Consider the following 17,363-nt stretch of genomic DNA (forward strand, 5'->3'; position numbering starts at 1 on the left):
TTATCATAAATAAAAGGAGATTTTTGTTTTTTTGAACCAGTTAAGGAAGAAGACTGCAATAAAGTTTGCTATAATAGAATAGAAACGCTATTTCTCAATTAGATAAAGGAAGTAAAAAAATGAAGATCAATGATAATAAAAGCTTTTTAACCGATCATTCTTATGAGCTTTACCAAGCTGAAACGATGCCTTTTGCTAATCAAACTATTTCTCATTTTGCTTTAACGGATAGTTTATTGCGCTATGCTGGAAAATATCAAAAAAACATTTTGCATTTTTGGCCAATTTCAAATTTAGTCATACTCGGTATGATGGATACAAAACTGCCTTATTTCAAAGATGCTTTAGACGTTATCGAACGTTATTCCTACCCGTACATTGTACGCAATTCTGGAGGATTAGCTGTAGTTGGAGATGAAGGTGTATTAAACTTTTCTTTAATACTACCTGAAAATCCTAAACAAAAAATGACTATAAACGCTGGATATGAGTATATGCTGCAACTAATCAATGATTCTCTAAAATCGTATGGCAAAACCTGCTTGGCTTATGAGATAAAGGATTCTTATTGTCCGGGAGATTATGATTTAAGTATTGACGGGAAAAAATTTGCCGGCATCTCACAAAGGCGTTTAAAAAATGGCGTAGCAATCATGATTTACATTAGTGTGAATGGAAGCCAGTTGAAAAGAGCTGAAATGATTCGCGATTTTTATCAAGCTGGTTTAAAAGGAGAAACTGTAAAATGGCATTTCCCATCAATTGATCCTACTGTAATGGCTACATTAGAAGAGTTACTTCATATTTCTTTAACTGTTGCCAAAATGAAAAATCTCATTCAAGCCACCCTTCTTAAAAACAACTGCACCATCATACTTGGTGACTATTCACCGGAAATACTAACCGACTATAATGAAGGTTTTGAAAAAATGATCCGCCGCAATCAACAAATGCTTGGCACTTCAATTGATAAGGAGTTAATGAAATGAGCAGCCTTTATAAGGGTAATATTTTACTGCCAATCGAACACGTTTTTCGTGATCCAGTCCATGATTATATTCATGTTCAACATCAAATTATTTTAGATTTGATCAATTCAAGTGAATTTCAAAGATTACGAAGAATCAAACAATTAGGTACCTCTTCCTTAACTTTTCATGGTGCAGAGCATACACGTTTCACTCACTCTTTGGGTGTATATGAAATCACTCGTCGCATCTGTGATAAATTCAAACGCAATTATGCCACTCAAGCACCTGGTGACGGCGGCTGGGATGATAATGAACGATTAGTTGCATTATGTGCAGCCCTTTTACACGATATTGGCCATGGTCCCTATTCTCATACATTTGAACGTATTTTTAAAACGGATCATGAAAAAATCACGGTAGCTATTATTACCTCGCCAGAAACTGAGGTTCATAAAGTATTGTCTAAAGTGAGCGAAGATTTCCCAGAAAAAGTTGCCAGTGTGATTAAAAAAACTTATCCTAATCCGCAAGTAGTTCAACTCATTTCTAGTCAAATCGATGCAGACCGGATGGACTATTTATTGCGTGATGCCTATCATACAGGTGTCAACTATGGTACATTTGATTTGACCCGAATTCTGAGGGTTATTCGTCCTTATAAAGAAGGTATCTATTTTCAAGTGTCCGGTATGCATGCAGTTGAAGATTACATCGTTAGTCGTTACCAAATGTACATGCAAGTTTACTTTCATCCAGTCTCCAGAGGCATGGAAGTGATTCTAGATCATTTACTGAAACGAGCAAAAAAGATGTATGCTGATCCAAAAATCCAATTTACAGACCAACTAAACTTACTCGTTCCTTTTTTTAAAGAAAATTTTACTCTTAAGGATTATCTGAAATTAGATGATGGTGTTTTAGCAACTTATTTCACCTTGTGGAAAGAAGAAAAAGATCCGATTTTAAGTGATCTAGCTACACGTTTTCTTGACCGTCATCCGTTCAAGTCAGTTAATTTTTCTAGTAAAACAGATATGGCTTTGATTGAGAATTTGAAAACGATTATTCGTGAAGCTGGCTACGATACAGATTATTATACAGCTATCAATAACAGCTATGACCTTCCCTATGATTTTTACCGGCCAAATCAAGATACTAATCGCACACAAATAGAATTGGTTCGTCAAGATGGTTCACTTGTGGAACTTTCTAAACTAAGTGAAATTGTCTCTTCTATTACTGGAAAGGTCCGTGGTGATGAACGATTTTATGTACCAAAAGAATTTTTAAAGCCGGGAATATCTGATGAAATCACTTTATTTGAACATTTATATGATGAATTTAATCGGTATATTAAAAATGGGACTATTATTGACCCAAATAAATTAGTGGAGGACTCACCTAAATGACAATAGAACTAATCGCTATCGATTTAGACGGCACATTATTAACCCCTGAAAAGAAAATAAGCGCTAAAGTTAAAAAAACAATTGAAATAGCCAAAACGAAAGGCATAAAAATCGTTCTTTGCACTGGCCGACCTTTGCCAGGCGTATTTCCAATTCTAGAAGCCTTGAATTTACAAGAAGAAGGCGATTATGTCATCACATATAATGGCGCGCTAGTCCAACAATCACAAAATGGTAAAGCTATTTCACACCATACTCTAAACTTTGAAAGTTTTCTGGAAATTGAAGAAATGAGTCGCCAAATTGGAATTCATTGCCATGCTATTGATGAAAAACATATTTATACTGCTAACAAAGACATTAGCCCATTTAGCGTAAGAGAATCATTTTTAGTTAACATGCCTATTCGATACCGTACAATAGAGGAGATGGATCCAACTCTTGTGATCAGCAAGATGATGATGATCGATGAACCAGATCTTTTAGATGCTGCTATTGTTAAATTGCCAAAAAGCTTTCACGATAAATATACGATTTTAAAAAGTGAACCTTTTTATCTTGAAGTATTGAATAAAGCTGCCAGTAAAGGACAAGCACTAAAAGATTTAGCACAAATTTTAGACATACCTAAAGAAAATATTATGGCGATCGGCGATAATGAAAATGATATAGACATGATTGAATATGCTGGAATGGGTGTTGCCATGGGGAATGCTATCGCCAGTGTAAAAGAAATATGTGATTATGTTACCGATACAAATGAGTACGACGGCGTTGCTACAGCAATTGAAACCATTGCTTTCGAAAACATCTCCATTGATAGCTACTCTAAATAAAAAAGAACAGAAAAATAAGCTACGAGTATGCACTGCAACTCGTAGCTTATTTTTCTGTTCTTTTAGCCTAGCAATTTTCCACCGACAGCATAATTACTTTTTTTCATATCTTCTATAATGACATGAACTCGGTCTTCTGTTGCTCCGGTATTTTTCACTACTGCTTGCGTAATATCTTTAACTAAACCTGCTTTTTGTTCTGCGGTCCGTCCTTCAACTAATTCAATGTGTACTAATGGCATAAAATCTCTCCTTCCCATATGTTCTTCTCCCAATTCTAGCGATACATTTTTTATTTTTCAACTAATTTCTTCATTTTTAACTGCCTCAAACAGATTATTAGAGTTTTATCCTCACTATTAGTATACTTGGTAAGTACGATAAATTAGAGAGGAGAATTACAAATATGGCGGATTCAAAATTAATGTATCAAACTACAGCAATCAATACTGGTGGAAGAAATGGGGAAAGTCATTTACCAGATAAGTCATTTTCCGTTCGAGTTTCTACTCCAAAAGATATGGGTGGTCCTGGTCAAGGAAGTAACCCAGAACAATTATTCGCATTAGGCTACAGTGCTTGTTTTAATTCAGCTTTAGAACATATGATGAAAGAAGATAAAGTCTCTGGTAAAAGCCAAGTTACGGCTACTGTTGAATTGCATTCAGACCCAACTGATGGCGGCTTTAAGCTTGCAGTAAAATTAGATGTTGGGATTGATGGTCAAGATGATGCTACTACCCAAGATTTAGCAAAAAGAGCTCATGCTTATTGTCCTTACTCTAAAGCTACTAGCGGTAATATTGATGTTTCAGTTAACGCTGTTGCTTATGAAGCAGACAAATAAACCGATTATTCAAAAAGAAGGCGCGGACAACTGTCCTCGCCTTCTTCTTTTTACTATTCAATAGATTAATTTGTCTTCAAAAAATTATTTTCATATTGTTTTACAGCCCATTTATGGCTACCTCTTTTTAATTTAATTAACGCTTCAGGAATAGATGCCCATTCTAATTGATTGAAATCTTCTAAAGGCTCGCAGACTGATTTCCATAACTTAACTGTATAAAAATAGGCAGGATTATGGTAATAGTGTTGCCGGTATTTTGAGTAATAATAATCTTCTGCCTCCCCAATAAATGATTCTATTTCTATTTCAAAACCTAATTCTTCTATGGATTCCCTTTTTGCCGTTTCTTTATGTGTTTCATTTTCTTCTATTTCTCCACCTGGCAGCAAATAAGAGCCGTTTGGAGGCGAAACGAGGAGTATTTTTTTTATTTTTGGGTCGAAAATTACCAAGTGCACACCAGTACGGGTAAGGTAAGCTTGATCCCTTATTTTTAAGCCAAATGTTTCCATTACTCTTTCGCACCTCCTATCCTCTCATCATACTATCATCTTTGCTTTTATTATATTATATCTACGAAAAAAAGACAGCTTAAATTTAAGCTGTCTTAGATTGGATGTTGCATTGTTTATTTAATTAAAGTTTACTCAATTCCAATTGCTTTTCGCAATGTTTTATTCTGAACAACAAAATACAGCATGGCTATGTTGAGGGGTGCTAAGATCATATTTTGTAGCAAACGAGTTGGGAAAATGACAACTATTGCCTTATCTAAAAGCATCGTTAACCATACCGTATTCAACCCTAGGTTTACAAAAACGGCGACTAAAAGAATCGCTAAGACAATTCTTTTTAATGATTTAGGTTTCTTGTAGAGAACAAGACCATAAATCATTCCGCCGATAAAAGCAGATAGGGTAAATCCTGGAAAAAACACTCCCCCACCAAATAATACTGTTCCTACGACATCTGTTATCGCTGAAGCCATTCCCGCTATCCAAGGACCATACAGCATCCCAATAATGGCTATTGGCAAAAAGCCAAAACCAACACGGACAATTGGCGTTTCAATTGAAATAAATTGGGTCAAAACGATTTCTAACGCCATTAGTAATCCAATTTTTGAAACACTTCTTGCATCATACTTATTTCCACTCATTTTGAAGATCTCCTTTGAAGAGCTCCACACATAATAATTATGCAGCGAATGCAGAAACAAAACCGCAAATTGTACAAACAATTTTTCGTCCGCGGGCAACATCCCATCCCAGCGACACTTAACGCTTTATTTCCTACTCTGATAGATTACCTAAATTTTTTATCATTTAGGCTCATTCACTATAGCACATTCTGTCTTTCTCTGATAGTAGCGAAATCGTTTTAATTAAAATAAATAGCCAATTTAAGTATTGACATTTATTTATTGATTCTGTATATTAAGAACAAGTTAAAAAATTATGAATAATACATGATGAAACACTATGAAAAGAAGAGTACGTTTAAATTTGTCTATAGAAGAGAACCTAGTAATTGCTGAAAATAGGGCAGTCAAATTGAACCGAAGATGGTCTTTGAGTGGAGTTAGCGAATCACTTGCGTAAAGTGTCAGCTTACTACGGGAGCACCCGTTACAGTGCCACAGTATGAACAGATAAAACACTCTGGTGTACTGGATAAGATAAGTATAGCAATATACTTATAAACTAAGGTGGTAACACGAAGCAGCTAACTGACTTTCGTCCTTACAAAGAAACAGATTCATTTGTTTCTTTGTAAGGACTTTTTATTTTTTACTAACCATATAGCTAAACGCAATGAAGAGAAAAGTATTTCCACAGAATGCACTAACAGAGAGCCTGAATACTGAGAACAGGTTTGCAGGAGTGAAAAGAAAATGGCCTCTGAGCAGGATACCGAGTGTTTTAGACATAAGGCTATCATGGGTGCACCCATTACAGTGCTAGAGTATCAGAATTGATTTTCTCGTACTTGATAAGGAATTGTTTGTAAAAACAATTCAAATGAAGGTGGTAACACGACGTTAAAGCGTTCGTCCTTTAATCTACAGCAGTAGGTTAATGGATGAGCGCTTTTTTCTATTTTAAGGAGGAATTCACATGATTACATTAAATAATGTAAGTGTCACATTTGCAGGGAAAGAAACAACTATAAAAGCTGTCGAGAAAGTTCAGTTAACCATTGAAAAAGGGGATGTTTTTGGAATCGTCGGTTACAGCGGAGCTGGAAAAAGTACTCTAGTCCGTACCATTAACCTTCTTCAAAGGCCTACAGCAGGAGCTGTCATTGTTTCTGGCCAAGATCTATTGAGCTTAAAGCCAAAACAATTACGAGCGGCTCGTAAAAAAATCGGCATGATTTTCCAACATTTCAACTTAATGGGCTCGCGTACGATTGCTGAAAATGTAGCCTATCCTTTAAGAAAATCCGGTTTATCAAAAACGGAAATCAAAATAAAGGTAGCCAATTTATTGAAGTTAGTCGGATTAACAGACAAAAGCGCTGCCTACCCTTCTCAATTATCCGGTGGACAAAAACAGCGTGTGGCTATTGCAAGATCTTTAGCCAATGACCCTGAAGTGTTGTTATGTGATGAAGCGACAAGTGCTTTAGATCCAAAAACGACCCTTTCCATTCTGGAACTACTTAAAGAATTAAATCAAAAATTGGCTTTGACTATCGTGATCATTACTCATGAAATGCAAGTCGTAAAAGAAATTTGCAACAAAGTAGCCGTAATGGAAAATGGTCATGTTGTCGAAGAAGGCGATCTCGTTTCTATTTTCACTAAACCTAAAGAACGAATCACAAAAGAATTCATCAATACTGCGACTCATGTTGAACAAGCACTAGAAAGCATTCTAAGCCATCCTACTTTACTTGATTTACAGACTAATGATGTACTAGCTACTATTTCTTACGTTGGTTCAAGTACGAGCGAACCATTAATTGCTACCCTTACGACTCGATTTGGCGTTACAACCAATATTTTATTTGGAAATGTGGAGATTTTGCAAGAAACGCCTGTCGGCAATCTTATTGTTGTTTTGAGTGGCGATCCTGGACGCAGAGAAAAAGCCATTGCTTATTTAACGTCAAAAAATGTAAAAGTAACCTTGATCCACCATCGTCAACAAGTTATCCCATTAAAAAAAGAACAAACTATTATTTAAGGAGTGAATGACTATGACTGAATTTTTTGCAACTTATTTTGAACATGTTATCCCATTGAAAGATGAAATTATTGAAAGTACTTTACAAACACTCTACATGGTTACTGTTACAGGCTTGATTGCAGGTATCCTCGGTTTATTTTTAGGCGTCATTCTTGTTGCAACCGATCGCGGAGGTATTTTAGCAAGTCCGCGACTTTATGGCTTGCTTGATCAAGTCGTTAATCTTTTTCGCTCTTTGCCCTTCATTATCATGCTGACTTTAGTTGCTCCCTTAACCCGATTAATTACCCATACAACTATCGGGACAACAGCTGCTATTGTTCCTCTGGTTATTGGGACCGTGCCTTTCTTTGCCAGACAAATACAAAACGCTCTGTTAGAAGTTGATCCTGGTGTTATAGAAGCTGCAGAATCTATGGGTTCTAGCCCATTGGAAATTATTTTTCGGGTTTATCTAAAAGAAGGACTAACAGCTATTATTCGGGTCTCTTCTGTAACTATCATTAATTTGATTGGGTTAACGGCCATTGTCGGAGCAATTGGTGGCGGTGGTCTAGGAAATCTAGCCATCTCCCGAGGGTACAATCGTTACCAGAATGATGTCACTTTAGTCGCAACGGTTATTATTTTGATCATTGTTTTTATTAGTCAATTGATTGGAAATGCTTTAGTTAAAAAAACGAGTCACTAGATGACATTGGAGGAAAAGAAGATGAAAAAATTTAAAAAAGGTCTTTTAGGGTTAACGTTAGCAGTAGGACTTCTTGTAACAACCGCTTGTGGAACGGATGCGGCTACAGATACTGAAAAAGCCGAACCGATTAAAATTGGGGTCGTTGGCGAAGTAAATGAAGTTTGGGAATTCGTGCAAGAAAAGCTAGCCGCGGATGGTGTTGAGATCGAACTGATTAAATTTACAGATTACGCCACTCCAAATGTTGCTCTTTCTGAAGGCGAATTAGATTTAAATTCTTTTCAAACGAAGATTTTTATGGATTCCTTTAACGAAGATCATGGTGCAAATTTAGTCGCTATCGCTGATACGGTTATTGCTCCGCTTGGTATTTATTCATCCAATATTCAAGATGTTTCTGAGATAAAAGAAAACGATGTGATTGCTATTCCAAACGACGTTTCGAATGAAGGAAGAGCCTTACTTCTACTTCAAACAGCAGGTCTAATTGAAGTAGATCCTTCAAAAAATCAAGTACCTGTAGTTGAAGATGTCACCTCTAATCCGTTAAATTTAACTTTTGAAACATTAGATTCTTCACAAACGGCTCGCGCTTTAGAAGATGTGGATGCATCCGTTATCAATAGCGGAATGGCTGTGGATGCTGGATTCATTCCAACTGAAGATGCTGTTTTCTTAGAACCAGTCACTGACTCATCGGATCCTTATTACAATGCGATTGTTTCAAGAGATGAAGATAAAGACAATGCCGTTTTCAAACAAATCATAGAAGCTTACCAAGCAGAAGACACGAAAGAAGTCATTGATGAAACATCAAAAGGCTCTTCTATCCCAGTATGGTAATTAGAAACAGCCAGCAAAAATCAACCTAACTTAGAGAGGACGATGGATTATGACAAAAGTACTCACTCGATCTACAGTACACGAAGAAGTTCAACAAGGAGCTCAAGAGGTTATTGCATTGCGTCGATACCTTCACCAACATCCTGAACCTAGCTTGAAAGAGTATGAAACAATCAAATACATTAAAAATGAGTTAACAAAACTAAACATTCCTTATGAAGCGGTTGGTGAAACAGGAGCTATCGGAACGATCACTGGTCAAAGAGGAGCTGGAAAAACGATTCTCTTGAGAGCCGATATTGATGCTCTCGAACTAGAAGATGCTAAAGATAAACCCTACAAATCACTTAACAAAGGGTTACACCATGCATGCGGTCATGATGGCCACACGGCTGCTTTATTAGGAGCTGCAAAAATTTTAAAGAAACATGAAGCGGATTTTTCTGGCACCATTAAATTAGCTTTTCAACAAGCTGAAGAAATTGGAGCTGGAGCAAGACAATTTGTTGCTGGTGGATTTGTTAACCATGTCGATCAAGTTTTTGGAATCCATGTTGATTCCTCTATTAAAACTGGAAAAATCGTTTCTACTGCAGGTCCTACAAATGCCTCTTGTGACATTTTCAAAATAAAAGTGACAGGTGAAAGTGGTCATGCAGCTAGACCTGATTTAGGAAAAGATGCCTTACTGACTGCTGCTGCCATTACTGTTGAATTGCAGAGCATTGTGGCTCGTGAAGTCAGCCCATTGGATAATGTCGTGGTTGCTGTCGGCGTATTGAACGCTGGGACCCGTTACAATATTATTGCCAATGAAGCCACTCTTGAAGGAACCGTTCGTACTTTCAGCCATACAACACGCCAATTTGTATTAGCAGCTGTAGAACGCGTGGCACGAGAGATTGCTAACGCTCATCGCACATCAATTGAATTTGAAAATTACGATGCCGCTGCTCCTCTTATCAATAACCCGCTGGCTGCAAGTCGTGCGGCTCGAGTAGGTGCGGGTATCGTGGGAGCAGAAAATATTATTCAAGACAATCCAAAAAGTTTAGGAGCAGATGATTTTGCCGACTTCTTAGCCGTTACACAAGGCGTTTATGCTCGTGTTGGAACGAAAGATCCTGCTAACCCGCAGACTTGGTATGGACATCATCATGAAAATTTTGATATTGATGAACGTGGATTAGCTATAGCAACCGAGTTACATGTCAAATATGCGCTAGATTTTTTAAATGAATAACCATACTAAAAAAGATTTGGTCAGTATTTCCTTGAAAAGATTGAAGCGAGTTGTTTTCGTTTCTTTTTTTTCGTTTTTTTCTAAAATGATGATTTTTAATCGTGCAAAAACACCATATGTAGTGTAGAATAAAATACCGATAGCTATATACAGGAAAACAAACATTATTAGTATCAGTTGGTTACATAACTAATTTATTAAGGAGTGGTATTTATGATTACAAACATCTCTGCAAAAGCAGAACTAACTATTGAAAAATTAAATGAAGATATCAAGGCTTTCCCTCAAGTTCATCCAATAACTGATGATATGAAATTAACCTATAAAGGGGTATCTCGCTTAGTAATGTTAGACCGCTATTCCTTTAAAGACCTTTCTAAATCGACTCTTTCTATCGGAGATCTAGTTGTTCTTACCGTTAAGCCAGATCCACAATACCCTACTAGAGGCACTGGATTTGTTACACAAATCAACCATTCTAACCATACGGCTTCAATTTTGATTGATGAAGAGTTCCGAGGATCAATTGAAGATCAAGATGAGCAAAAAACTGGGATCATTACTTGCAGTTTAGATGTGATTGAAAAACCACTTGAAATTTTTTATGAACAAATTGCTAAACGAAATGCAACCGGCTTAGCAGCTATAGAAACAACGCCTGAAAAAAGAAAAGCGGCTTACACTACTTTTTATGAAGAATTAAAAAACTTGAATTTTATTCCTGCAGGACGCGTTTTGTATGGAGCAGGTTCAAAAACCGATGTCACTTATTTCAATTGTTATGTTATGCCGTTTGTGCCAGACTCTCGTGAGGGCATTTCGGATCATCGAAAACAAGTTATGGAAATCATGAGTCGTGGTGGCGGTGTGGGAACGAATGGCTCTACTCTTCGTCCACGCCATACCTTAGCTCGCGGTGTCAATGGAAAATCATCAGGAGCTGTCTCTTGGTTAGATGATATTGCTAAGTTAACTCACTTAGTTGAACAAGGCGGTAGCCGTCGCGGAGCACAAATGATCATGTTAGCTGATTGGCATCCAGATATTCTTGAATTTATTATTTCAAAAATGCAGAACCCTCGTATTTTGCGTTATTTAATTGAAACCACCACCGACACACACATAAGAAAGCTAGCAAGTGAAAAATTAAAGTTCACACCTTTTACACAACGCGAAATCGCTATGTATCAAAGTATTCTAAATTATAAAAACGTACCCGGTTATGGTGGATTTGACGCGACAATGATGAAAGAAACTGCTGAGAAATTAAAAACAGGTGGCATCTATAGTGTTCATAATCCGGAATTCTTATCTGGAGCAAACATTTCGATTTGTTTAACGACTGACTTTATGGAAGCTGTTGAAAAAGATACCGATTATGCACTTCGTTTTCCTGCCGTAGAGACATACAGTAAAGAAGATATGGAAGAATATAACACTCGTTGGCCAGAAGTTGGCGATGTTCGTGAATGGGAAGCTTCAGGGCATGATGTTCATACTTACCGGACTATCAAGGCTCGGGAGTTATGGAAACTGATCACTACTTGTGCCACTTACGCTGCTGAACCAGGTATTTTCTTTATTGATAATGCAAACGAGATGACAAATGCTACTGCCTATGGCCAAAAAGTTGTCGCTACCAATCCTTGTGGCGAGCAGCCTCTTGCTCCTTATTCAGTATGTAATCTAGCAGCTGTGAATTTAGCTGAAATGGCCGATAAAGAATCTGGCACAGTTGATTTTGCTAAATTAAAACAAACCGTTAAAATCGGTGTACGGATGCAAGATAATGTAATTGATGCTACTCCTTACTTCTTAGCAGATAACGAAAAACAAGCATTAGGAGAACGCCGCGTTGGTTTAGGCATCATGGGGCTCGCTGACTTACTAATCTACTGTGGCGAAGAATATGGTTCTCAAGAAGGCAATCAATTAGTCGATGAAATTTTTAAAACCATCGCTGTTTCAGCTTATGAGGCTTCTATTGAGTTAGCAAAAGAACGAGGCAGTTTCCCATTCTTAATTGGGAAAACTGATGCAGAAACAACTAATCTGAGAGAAAAGTTCATTCAATCCGGTTATATGAAAAAAATGCCAAAACACATCCAAGAAGGCGTTATAAAATATGGCATACGCAATTCACATTTATTAACTGTTGCTCCCACTGGTTCAACAGGTACAATGGTCGGTGTTTCAACCGGGCTTGAACCTTACTATTCTTTTAGTTATTTTAGAAGTGGACGTTTAGGCAAATTTATCGAGGTAAAAGCTGATATTGTTCAAGAATACCTAGATCAACATCCAGAAGCAGATCCTGAACAATTGCCAAAACAATTCGTGTCAGCTATGAGTCTAAAACCTGAGGCACACGTTGATGTACAATGTACGATCCAACGCTGGGTCGACAGCTCTATTTCTAAAACGGTCAATGCTCCTAAAGGTTATTCAGTTGAACAAGTTCAAAAAATTTATGAACGTCTTTATAACGGTGGAGCAAAAGGTGGTACAGTTTATGTAGACGGAAGTCGTGACTCACAAGTACTGACTTTAAAAGCTGAAGATACGGTTTGGGATGAAGAAATGAGTGGAGAATCAAATTTCTCAGAACAAAGTATGATTCAAGTGGCTGCCGTTAGTGAAGAAAAAAACTACGGAAATGAAGTTGGAGATACTTGTCCAATCTGTCGTCAAGGAACAGTGGAAGATTTAGGCGGTTGCAATACTTGTATCAATTGTAACGCCCAATTAAAATGTGGTTTATAAAAAAAGGAGCTTGGACAATTTAATTTGTCCAATGCTCCTTTTTCTTTTTTTATTCGAATTCTTCTAATCCTTTTAATTGAGATTCTTGTTGTGTTTTGCGCCATTCAATAAAGCCACTTCCTAGACCTCTCAGTAAAACTTCACTCGTTCCAAGATTGGTTGCTAAAGGGATTTCATAAACATCACATAATCTTAGCAAGGCCGAAATATCTGGTTCATGTGGTTGGGGTGTTAAAGGATCTCTCAAAAATATAACTAAATCTATTTTATTATCAGATACATAAGCTCCGATTTGTTGATCTCCTCCAAGTGGACCAGATTTAAAACGATGGACATTTAAACCAGTTGCATCAATAATGCGTTGTCCGGTTGTCCCTGTAGCAAATATTTGATGCTCTTTAATAATTTCTCGATAAGCTGTGGTCAATCTTACCATTTCATCTTTTTTCTTATCATGTGCAATAAAAGCAATATTCATATCCGGTTTCAACTCCTTTCAAAAAGCTGTTTAGCTAATAGTAACATGTACTTGATAAAAAGATAAGTTTATATAACCGGTTTCATTAGTAATAGAAAATCCCTTTTACTTGAAGTGCTTTTTTGTCTGCGTTAAAATAAGCATTGTTAAACTTAAACTATTAGGAAAGAGGGATTGTACATGGGAAAGAAAATTGCAACAGTCGTTACCAATTTATTTGAAGATGTCGAATTCACATCGCCAAAGGAAGCTTTAATAAATGCAGGACACCAAGTGATTACAATTGAGAAAAAAGCAGGCAATACAGTTACAGGAAAAAAAGGGGAAGCTACCATTACCATTGATAAAGGGATTGATGACGTTTCACCAGAAGATTTTGATGCATTATTGATTCCAGGAGGTTTTTCACCTGATCAATTAAGATCTGATGATCGATTTTTAGCTTTTACTAAAGCTTTTTCTGATGCAAAAAAACCTATTTTTTCAATTTGCCACGGACCTCAACTTCTTATTAACGCTGAAGTAGTCAAAGGCAAAAAAATGACTGCTGTCAAACAAGTTGGCGTTGATCTAAAAAATGCAGGTGCTTTATTCGAAGATAGCGAAGTTGTAGAAGACGAGAGCGGCATCATTTCTAGTCGTACACCTGAAGACCTTCCCGCTTTCAACAAAGCAATCATAAAGGCTTTAGCTGGTTGATCCTAAACAAGATTTTTTTAATTGAATTCAATTAAAATTTTCACTTTCCTATCATAGTCTATTAAATATCCTATGATAAAATAAAGAAGTTGTTAAATAGTACTGAATTTATTTTCACTCTCTTTTCTCCCCCTATTGAAAAGAGTCTTACCCCCTTAGCTATCTCTTAATTGAGATAGCTTTTTTATCTTTTATCATTACCTTAAGGGATATATATAAATTTCATCTCATTTTCTTCATAACATATCGTTATAGTTTACTTATACCAATAACAACCAACTTTTTTATATTGCCTTTTCTCCTCCAAAGTAAATGGCAATGACTCCTCTACCACCCTTTTTATATGGGTGGTTTTTTTACCTAAAATAATATTGCTCTACTAATATTTTAATATTACTTACTTTTTTTCAAGCTCCTAACTTGACAAAAGCAAAAAAACATTGGTATACTTACAGAAACAAACAAGTGGTTACTTGCCTAACTTGCTTGTTTCATCCATTATGTTAAAAATACTTATTAGGAGGAATGTTATGGATTTTAGAACAAAAAAATTAGATTCCATTATATCACAGTTCAACAGTACCGCAGAAACAGGGTTATCCCCGAAGGAAGTAGGAGAACACAAAAAACAATTTGGTGCCAACCAATTTGATGAAGAGGAAAGTGTTTCTTTATTTTCAAAGATTCTTGATCAATTAAAAGATGTCACCGTTATTATCTTGATCCTTGCCGGAATTATCTCCACGTATATTGCCATTACTGAACACCCCGACGATTTCTCAGAACCTATTGTAATCTTCTCTATTATTGTCATCAATGTTGTTATTGCTCTTAGGCAGGAAGGAAAAGCTGAAAAAGCTTTGGATTCATTGCAAAGTCTATCTGCTCCACAAGCACGCGTTATAAGAGATGGTCAAGAAGACGTTATTGACGCTGCCGAGTTAGTACCAGGAGACATTATACTATTAGAAGCAGGTGATCAAATACCTGCAGATGCTCGTTTAATTTCTAGTAGTGATTTACAAGTCGAAGAGTCTGCATTAACTGGTGAAAGTATGCCTGTCGAAAAAGACGAAAATGCAGAAATTGAAGAAGACAGCCCTGTTGGTGATGTATTTAATACTGTTTTTTCTGGAACCTTGGTTACCAATGGACGAGCAAAAGCTATTGTTGTAACAACTGGTATGGACACAGAAATGGGTTCTGTTGCAAACTTATTGAACAGTACCAAACAAGGAAAAACACCTTTACAATCTAGAATGGATAGTTTAGGAAAACAAGTAAGTGTCATCGCTTTAATTGCTGGGGTTATTATTTTCATTTTAAGCTTCCTTCAAGGAGAAGCATTTATCCTTAGCTTAATGACTGCTGTATCACTTGCTGTTGCAGCCGTTCCTGAAACCTTACCTGTTATCGTCACTATTTCATTAGCTAATGGTGTGAAAAATATGGTAGATCGCAATGCGATTATCCGAACCATCCCTTCCGTTGAAACACTGGGTAGTGCTTCTGTTATTGCTTCAGATAAAACAGGAACGTTAACTCAAAATCAAATGACCATTCAAAAACTTTGGGCTTTTCCTCATGAACCAATAAATGTAAAAAATGAGTTTGGTGATGATGAAAAATGGGTTCTTAAGATGATGAGCCTAGCCTCAAATGCGACTATTGAAGATCGTGATGGCGAGGAAGTTATTAGTGGAGATCCTACTGAAACAGCGATTATCCGCTTGTTACAGAAAAAAGGACTTCAAAAAGATGATTTAGATAAGTCTTACCCACGTGTACACGAGATACCTTTTGATTCTAGTCGTAAGTTGATGACGACTGTTCATGAGATAGATGGTCATTACATTTCCATTACTAAGGGAGCTTTTGATCGTTTACCAGTTGAATTTTCGTCTATTACAGATGAAGCAGGTCAAAATGCACGAGATATCCATGACTCATTTGCTAATGATGCTTTACGCGTTATCGCTGTTGGATATAAAACATACGATACACTTCCAGAAGATTTAAGTCCCGAAGAACTTGAAGATGGGATTACATTTGCTGGGATTGTCGGAATGATTGATCCTCCAAGAGAAGAAAGTATTCAAGCAGTTAAAGAAGCCAAGTCAGCAGGCATTAAAACCATTATGATTACTGGTGACCATGCTGCTACAGCTTCTGCTATCGCTAAACAAATCGGTATTTTTGAAGAAGGCGATAAAGCAATCACAGGTGCTGAATTAGGTAAACTTTCAGACGAAAAACTAAAAGAAACAATTCGTGATTATTCCGTTTATGCACGTGTTTCTCCTGAAGACAAGATTCGAATCGTTAAAGCTTGGCAATCACATGGAGAAGTTGTAGCCATGACCGGAGACGGTGTCAATGATGCACCAGCCTTAAAAGCGGCTGATGTTGGTACTGCTATGGGAATTACCGGTACTGAGGTTGCTAAAAGTGCTTCTGACATGATCTTGACCGATGACAAATTTGATACCATTGTTCATGCTGTTGAAGAAGGACGACGTGTTTACGAAAACATCAAAAAAACTGTATACTTTTTATTATCATGTAACATTTCAGAAATTCTCATTATGTTAATTGCTGTTATTATGGGCTGGGGATTACCAGTCATTGCTATCCAACTACTATTTGTTAATGTAGTAGCGGATGGAATTCCTGGTTTTGCATTGAGCAAAGAAAAAGCTGATCCGACTATTATGGATAATGAACCAACAGCTAAAGGTGAAAGTATCTTCGCTAAAGGCGGCTATCGGAATATTGCAATTGCAGCTTTAACGTTCACAATTACGACTCTTATTGGTTTCTACGTGGGTTCATTTATTGATATCGATTCTACAATCTCCGCAAGTCATGACGTTGGTCAAACAATGGCTTTCTTAATTCTTGGTTGGTCTTCTGTACTGCACATTTTCAATGCACGCAGTAAAGAATCTATTTTCAAAGTTGGGATTACATCCAACATGAACTTGTTCTGGTTAGCAATGCTCTCAATTGCATTGATTACCCTCGTGGCTACTGTGCCATTCTTAGCTGGTATTTTTAACTTAGTTGCTATTAGTATAACGCATTGGATAATTGCTATTGGACTATCTCTTACTATTCTTATAGTAGTTGAACTTCAAAAATTCATTATGCGTAAAATGAATAAAATATTTTAAGTTATCAGAAAAAACTAAAGAAAGAAGAAAAGGTCCTAGGCATTTGCCAGGGCCTTTCTTTTGGTTCTTTAACAAATACTGTTGGTACGATAAAATAATTTTTTTCTGGAATGGATGGGTTTGATTGTAGCCACGGGACCGTCTGAAGCCTGAGATTCATAATCTTTAGACTTTCAAGTCTACAAGCACTCCCTATTCCTCCAAAATTTT

The 17,363-nt window shown here is 36.7% G+C and carries 15 protein-coding genes and 1 riboswitch; of the genes, 11 read left to right on the top strand and 4 right to left on the bottom strand.

Translation table 11 applies throughout. The annotated features are described in order from the left end of the window. Positions 1–119 precede the first annotated feature (119 nt). The 3 genes from BP17_RS11670 to yidA are packed head-to-tail and all read left to right on the top strand — an operon-like array spanning position 120 to position 3,216. Positions 120–989 (top strand): lipoate--protein ligase family protein, encoded by an 870-nt coding sequence (locus BP17_RS11670; protein ID WP_035054572.1) that lies wholly within the window; start codon positions 120–122, stop codon positions 987–989. Next, complete coding sequence (locus BP17_RS11675; RefSeq protein ID WP_035054574.1) at positions 986–2,380, top strand: HD domain-containing protein; 1,395 nt, start codon at positions 986–988, stop codon at positions 2,378–2,380. The genes BP17_RS11670 and BP17_RS11675 overlap by 4 nt, the downstream gene beginning before the upstream one ends. Continuing rightward, positions 2,377–3,216, top strand: coding sequence for a sugar-phosphatase (yidA, locus tag BP17_RS11680; RefSeq protein ID WP_035054576.1), 840 nt, complete (start codon positions 2,377–2,379; stop codon positions 3,214–3,216). The genes BP17_RS11675 and yidA overlap by 4 nt, the downstream gene beginning before the upstream one ends. Before the next feature lie 62 nt (positions 3,217–3,278). Here yidA and BP17_RS11685 read toward each other — a convergent pair whose 3' ends face one another. Beyond that, positions 3,279–3,476 (bottom strand): 2-hydroxymuconate tautomerase, encoded by a 198-nt coding sequence (locus tag BP17_RS11685; protein WP_156956035.1) that lies wholly within the window; start codon positions 3,474–3,476, stop codon positions 3,279–3,281. A gap of 146 nt (positions 3,477–3,622) precedes the next feature. On the opposite strand from BP17_RS11685, the gene BP17_RS11690 reads away from it, so the two are divergent. Further along, entirely contained in the window at positions 3,623–4,063 is a 441-nt protein-coding gene (locus BP17_RS11690; protein WP_035054579.1) for an organic hydroperoxide resistance protein, read from the top strand. Between the two features lie 65 nt (positions 4,064–4,128). On the opposite strand, the gene BP17_RS11695 is transcribed toward BP17_RS11690, so the two are convergent. Both BP17_RS11695 and BP17_RS11700 read right to left on the bottom strand, forming a co-directional pair. Next, the gene (locus BP17_RS11695) at positions 4,129–4,578 is read right to left on the bottom strand and encodes an NUDIX domain-containing protein (RefSeq protein ID WP_035054581.1); all 450 of its coding nucleotides are present in this window, start codon (positions 4,576–4,578) and stop codon (positions 4,129–4,131) included. 131 nt (positions 4,579–4,709) lie between these two features. Then, positions 4,710–5,225, bottom strand: coding sequence for a folate family ECF transporter S component (locus BP17_RS11700; RefSeq protein ID WP_035054583.1), 516 nt, complete (start codon positions 5,223–5,225; stop codon positions 4,710–4,712). A gap of 40 nt (positions 5,226–5,265) precedes the next feature. Next, positions 5,266–5,368: riboswitch (THF riboswitch) on the bottom strand. An 815-nt stretch (positions 5,369–6,183) separates the two neighbouring features. Here BP17_RS11700 and BP17_RS11705 point away from each other — a divergent pair. From BP17_RS11705 to BP17_RS11725, 5 genes are all read left to right on the top strand, one after another. Next, positions 6,184–7,257: a methionine ABC transporter ATP-binding protein gene (locus BP17_RS11705; protein ID WP_035054585.1), complete on the top strand. Its 1,074-nt coding sequence runs from the start codon at positions 6,184–6,186 to the stop codon at positions 7,255–7,257. 13 nt (positions 7,258–7,270) lie between these two features. Beyond that, complete coding sequence (locus tag BP17_RS11710) at positions 7,271–7,951, top strand: methionine ABC transporter permease (protein ID WP_035054587.1); 681 nt, start codon at positions 7,271–7,273, stop codon at positions 7,949–7,951. A 21-nt stretch (positions 7,952–7,972) separates the two neighbouring features. Beyond that, complete coding sequence (locus BP17_RS11715; RefSeq protein WP_035054589.1) at positions 7,973–8,797, top strand: MetQ/NlpA family ABC transporter substrate-binding protein; 825 nt, start codon at positions 7,973–7,975, stop codon at positions 8,795–8,797. 49 nt (positions 8,798–8,846) lie between these two features. Next, positions 8,847–10,040, top strand: a complete 1,194-nt coding sequence (locus tag BP17_RS11720; RefSeq protein WP_035054591.1) for an amidohydrolase — start codon at positions 8,847–8,849, stop codon at positions 10,038–10,040. 213 nt (positions 10,041–10,253) lie between these two features. After that, positions 10,254–12,803 carry a vitamin B12-dependent ribonucleotide reductase gene (locus BP17_RS11725; protein ID WP_035054592.1) on the top strand — a complete coding sequence of 850 codons (2,550 nt, stop codon included), beginning with the start codon at positions 10,254–10,256 and terminating at the stop codon, positions 12,801–12,803. Between the two features lie 49 nt (positions 12,804–12,852). On the opposite strand, the gene mgsA is transcribed toward BP17_RS11725, so the two are convergent. Beyond that, positions 12,853–13,281: a methylglyoxal synthase gene (gene mgsA, locus BP17_RS11730; RefSeq protein WP_035054593.1), complete on the bottom strand. Its 429-nt coding sequence runs from the start codon at positions 13,279–13,281 to the stop codon at positions 12,853–12,855. 180 nt (positions 13,282–13,461) lie between these two features. On the opposite strand from mgsA, the gene BP17_RS11735 reads away from it, so the two are divergent. Beyond that, positions 13,462–13,980: a type 1 glutamine amidotransferase domain-containing protein gene (locus tag BP17_RS11735; protein WP_035054595.1), complete on the top strand. Its 519-nt coding sequence runs from the start codon at positions 13,462–13,464 to the stop codon at positions 13,978–13,980. Positions 13,981–14,510: 530 nt separating this feature from the next. After that, a complete protein-coding gene (locus tag BP17_RS11740; RefSeq protein ID WP_035054597.1) occupies positions 14,511–17,153 on the top strand; it encodes a cation-translocating P-type ATPase in 2,643 nt (880 codons plus the stop codon). Positions 17,154–17,363 lie beyond the last annotated feature (210 nt).

This window comes from Carnobacterium pleistocenium FTR1, from assembly GCF_000744285.1.
Taxonomy (GTDB): domain Bacteria; phylum Bacillota; class Bacilli; order Lactobacillales; family Carnobacteriaceae; genus Carnobacterium_B; species Carnobacterium_B pleistocenium.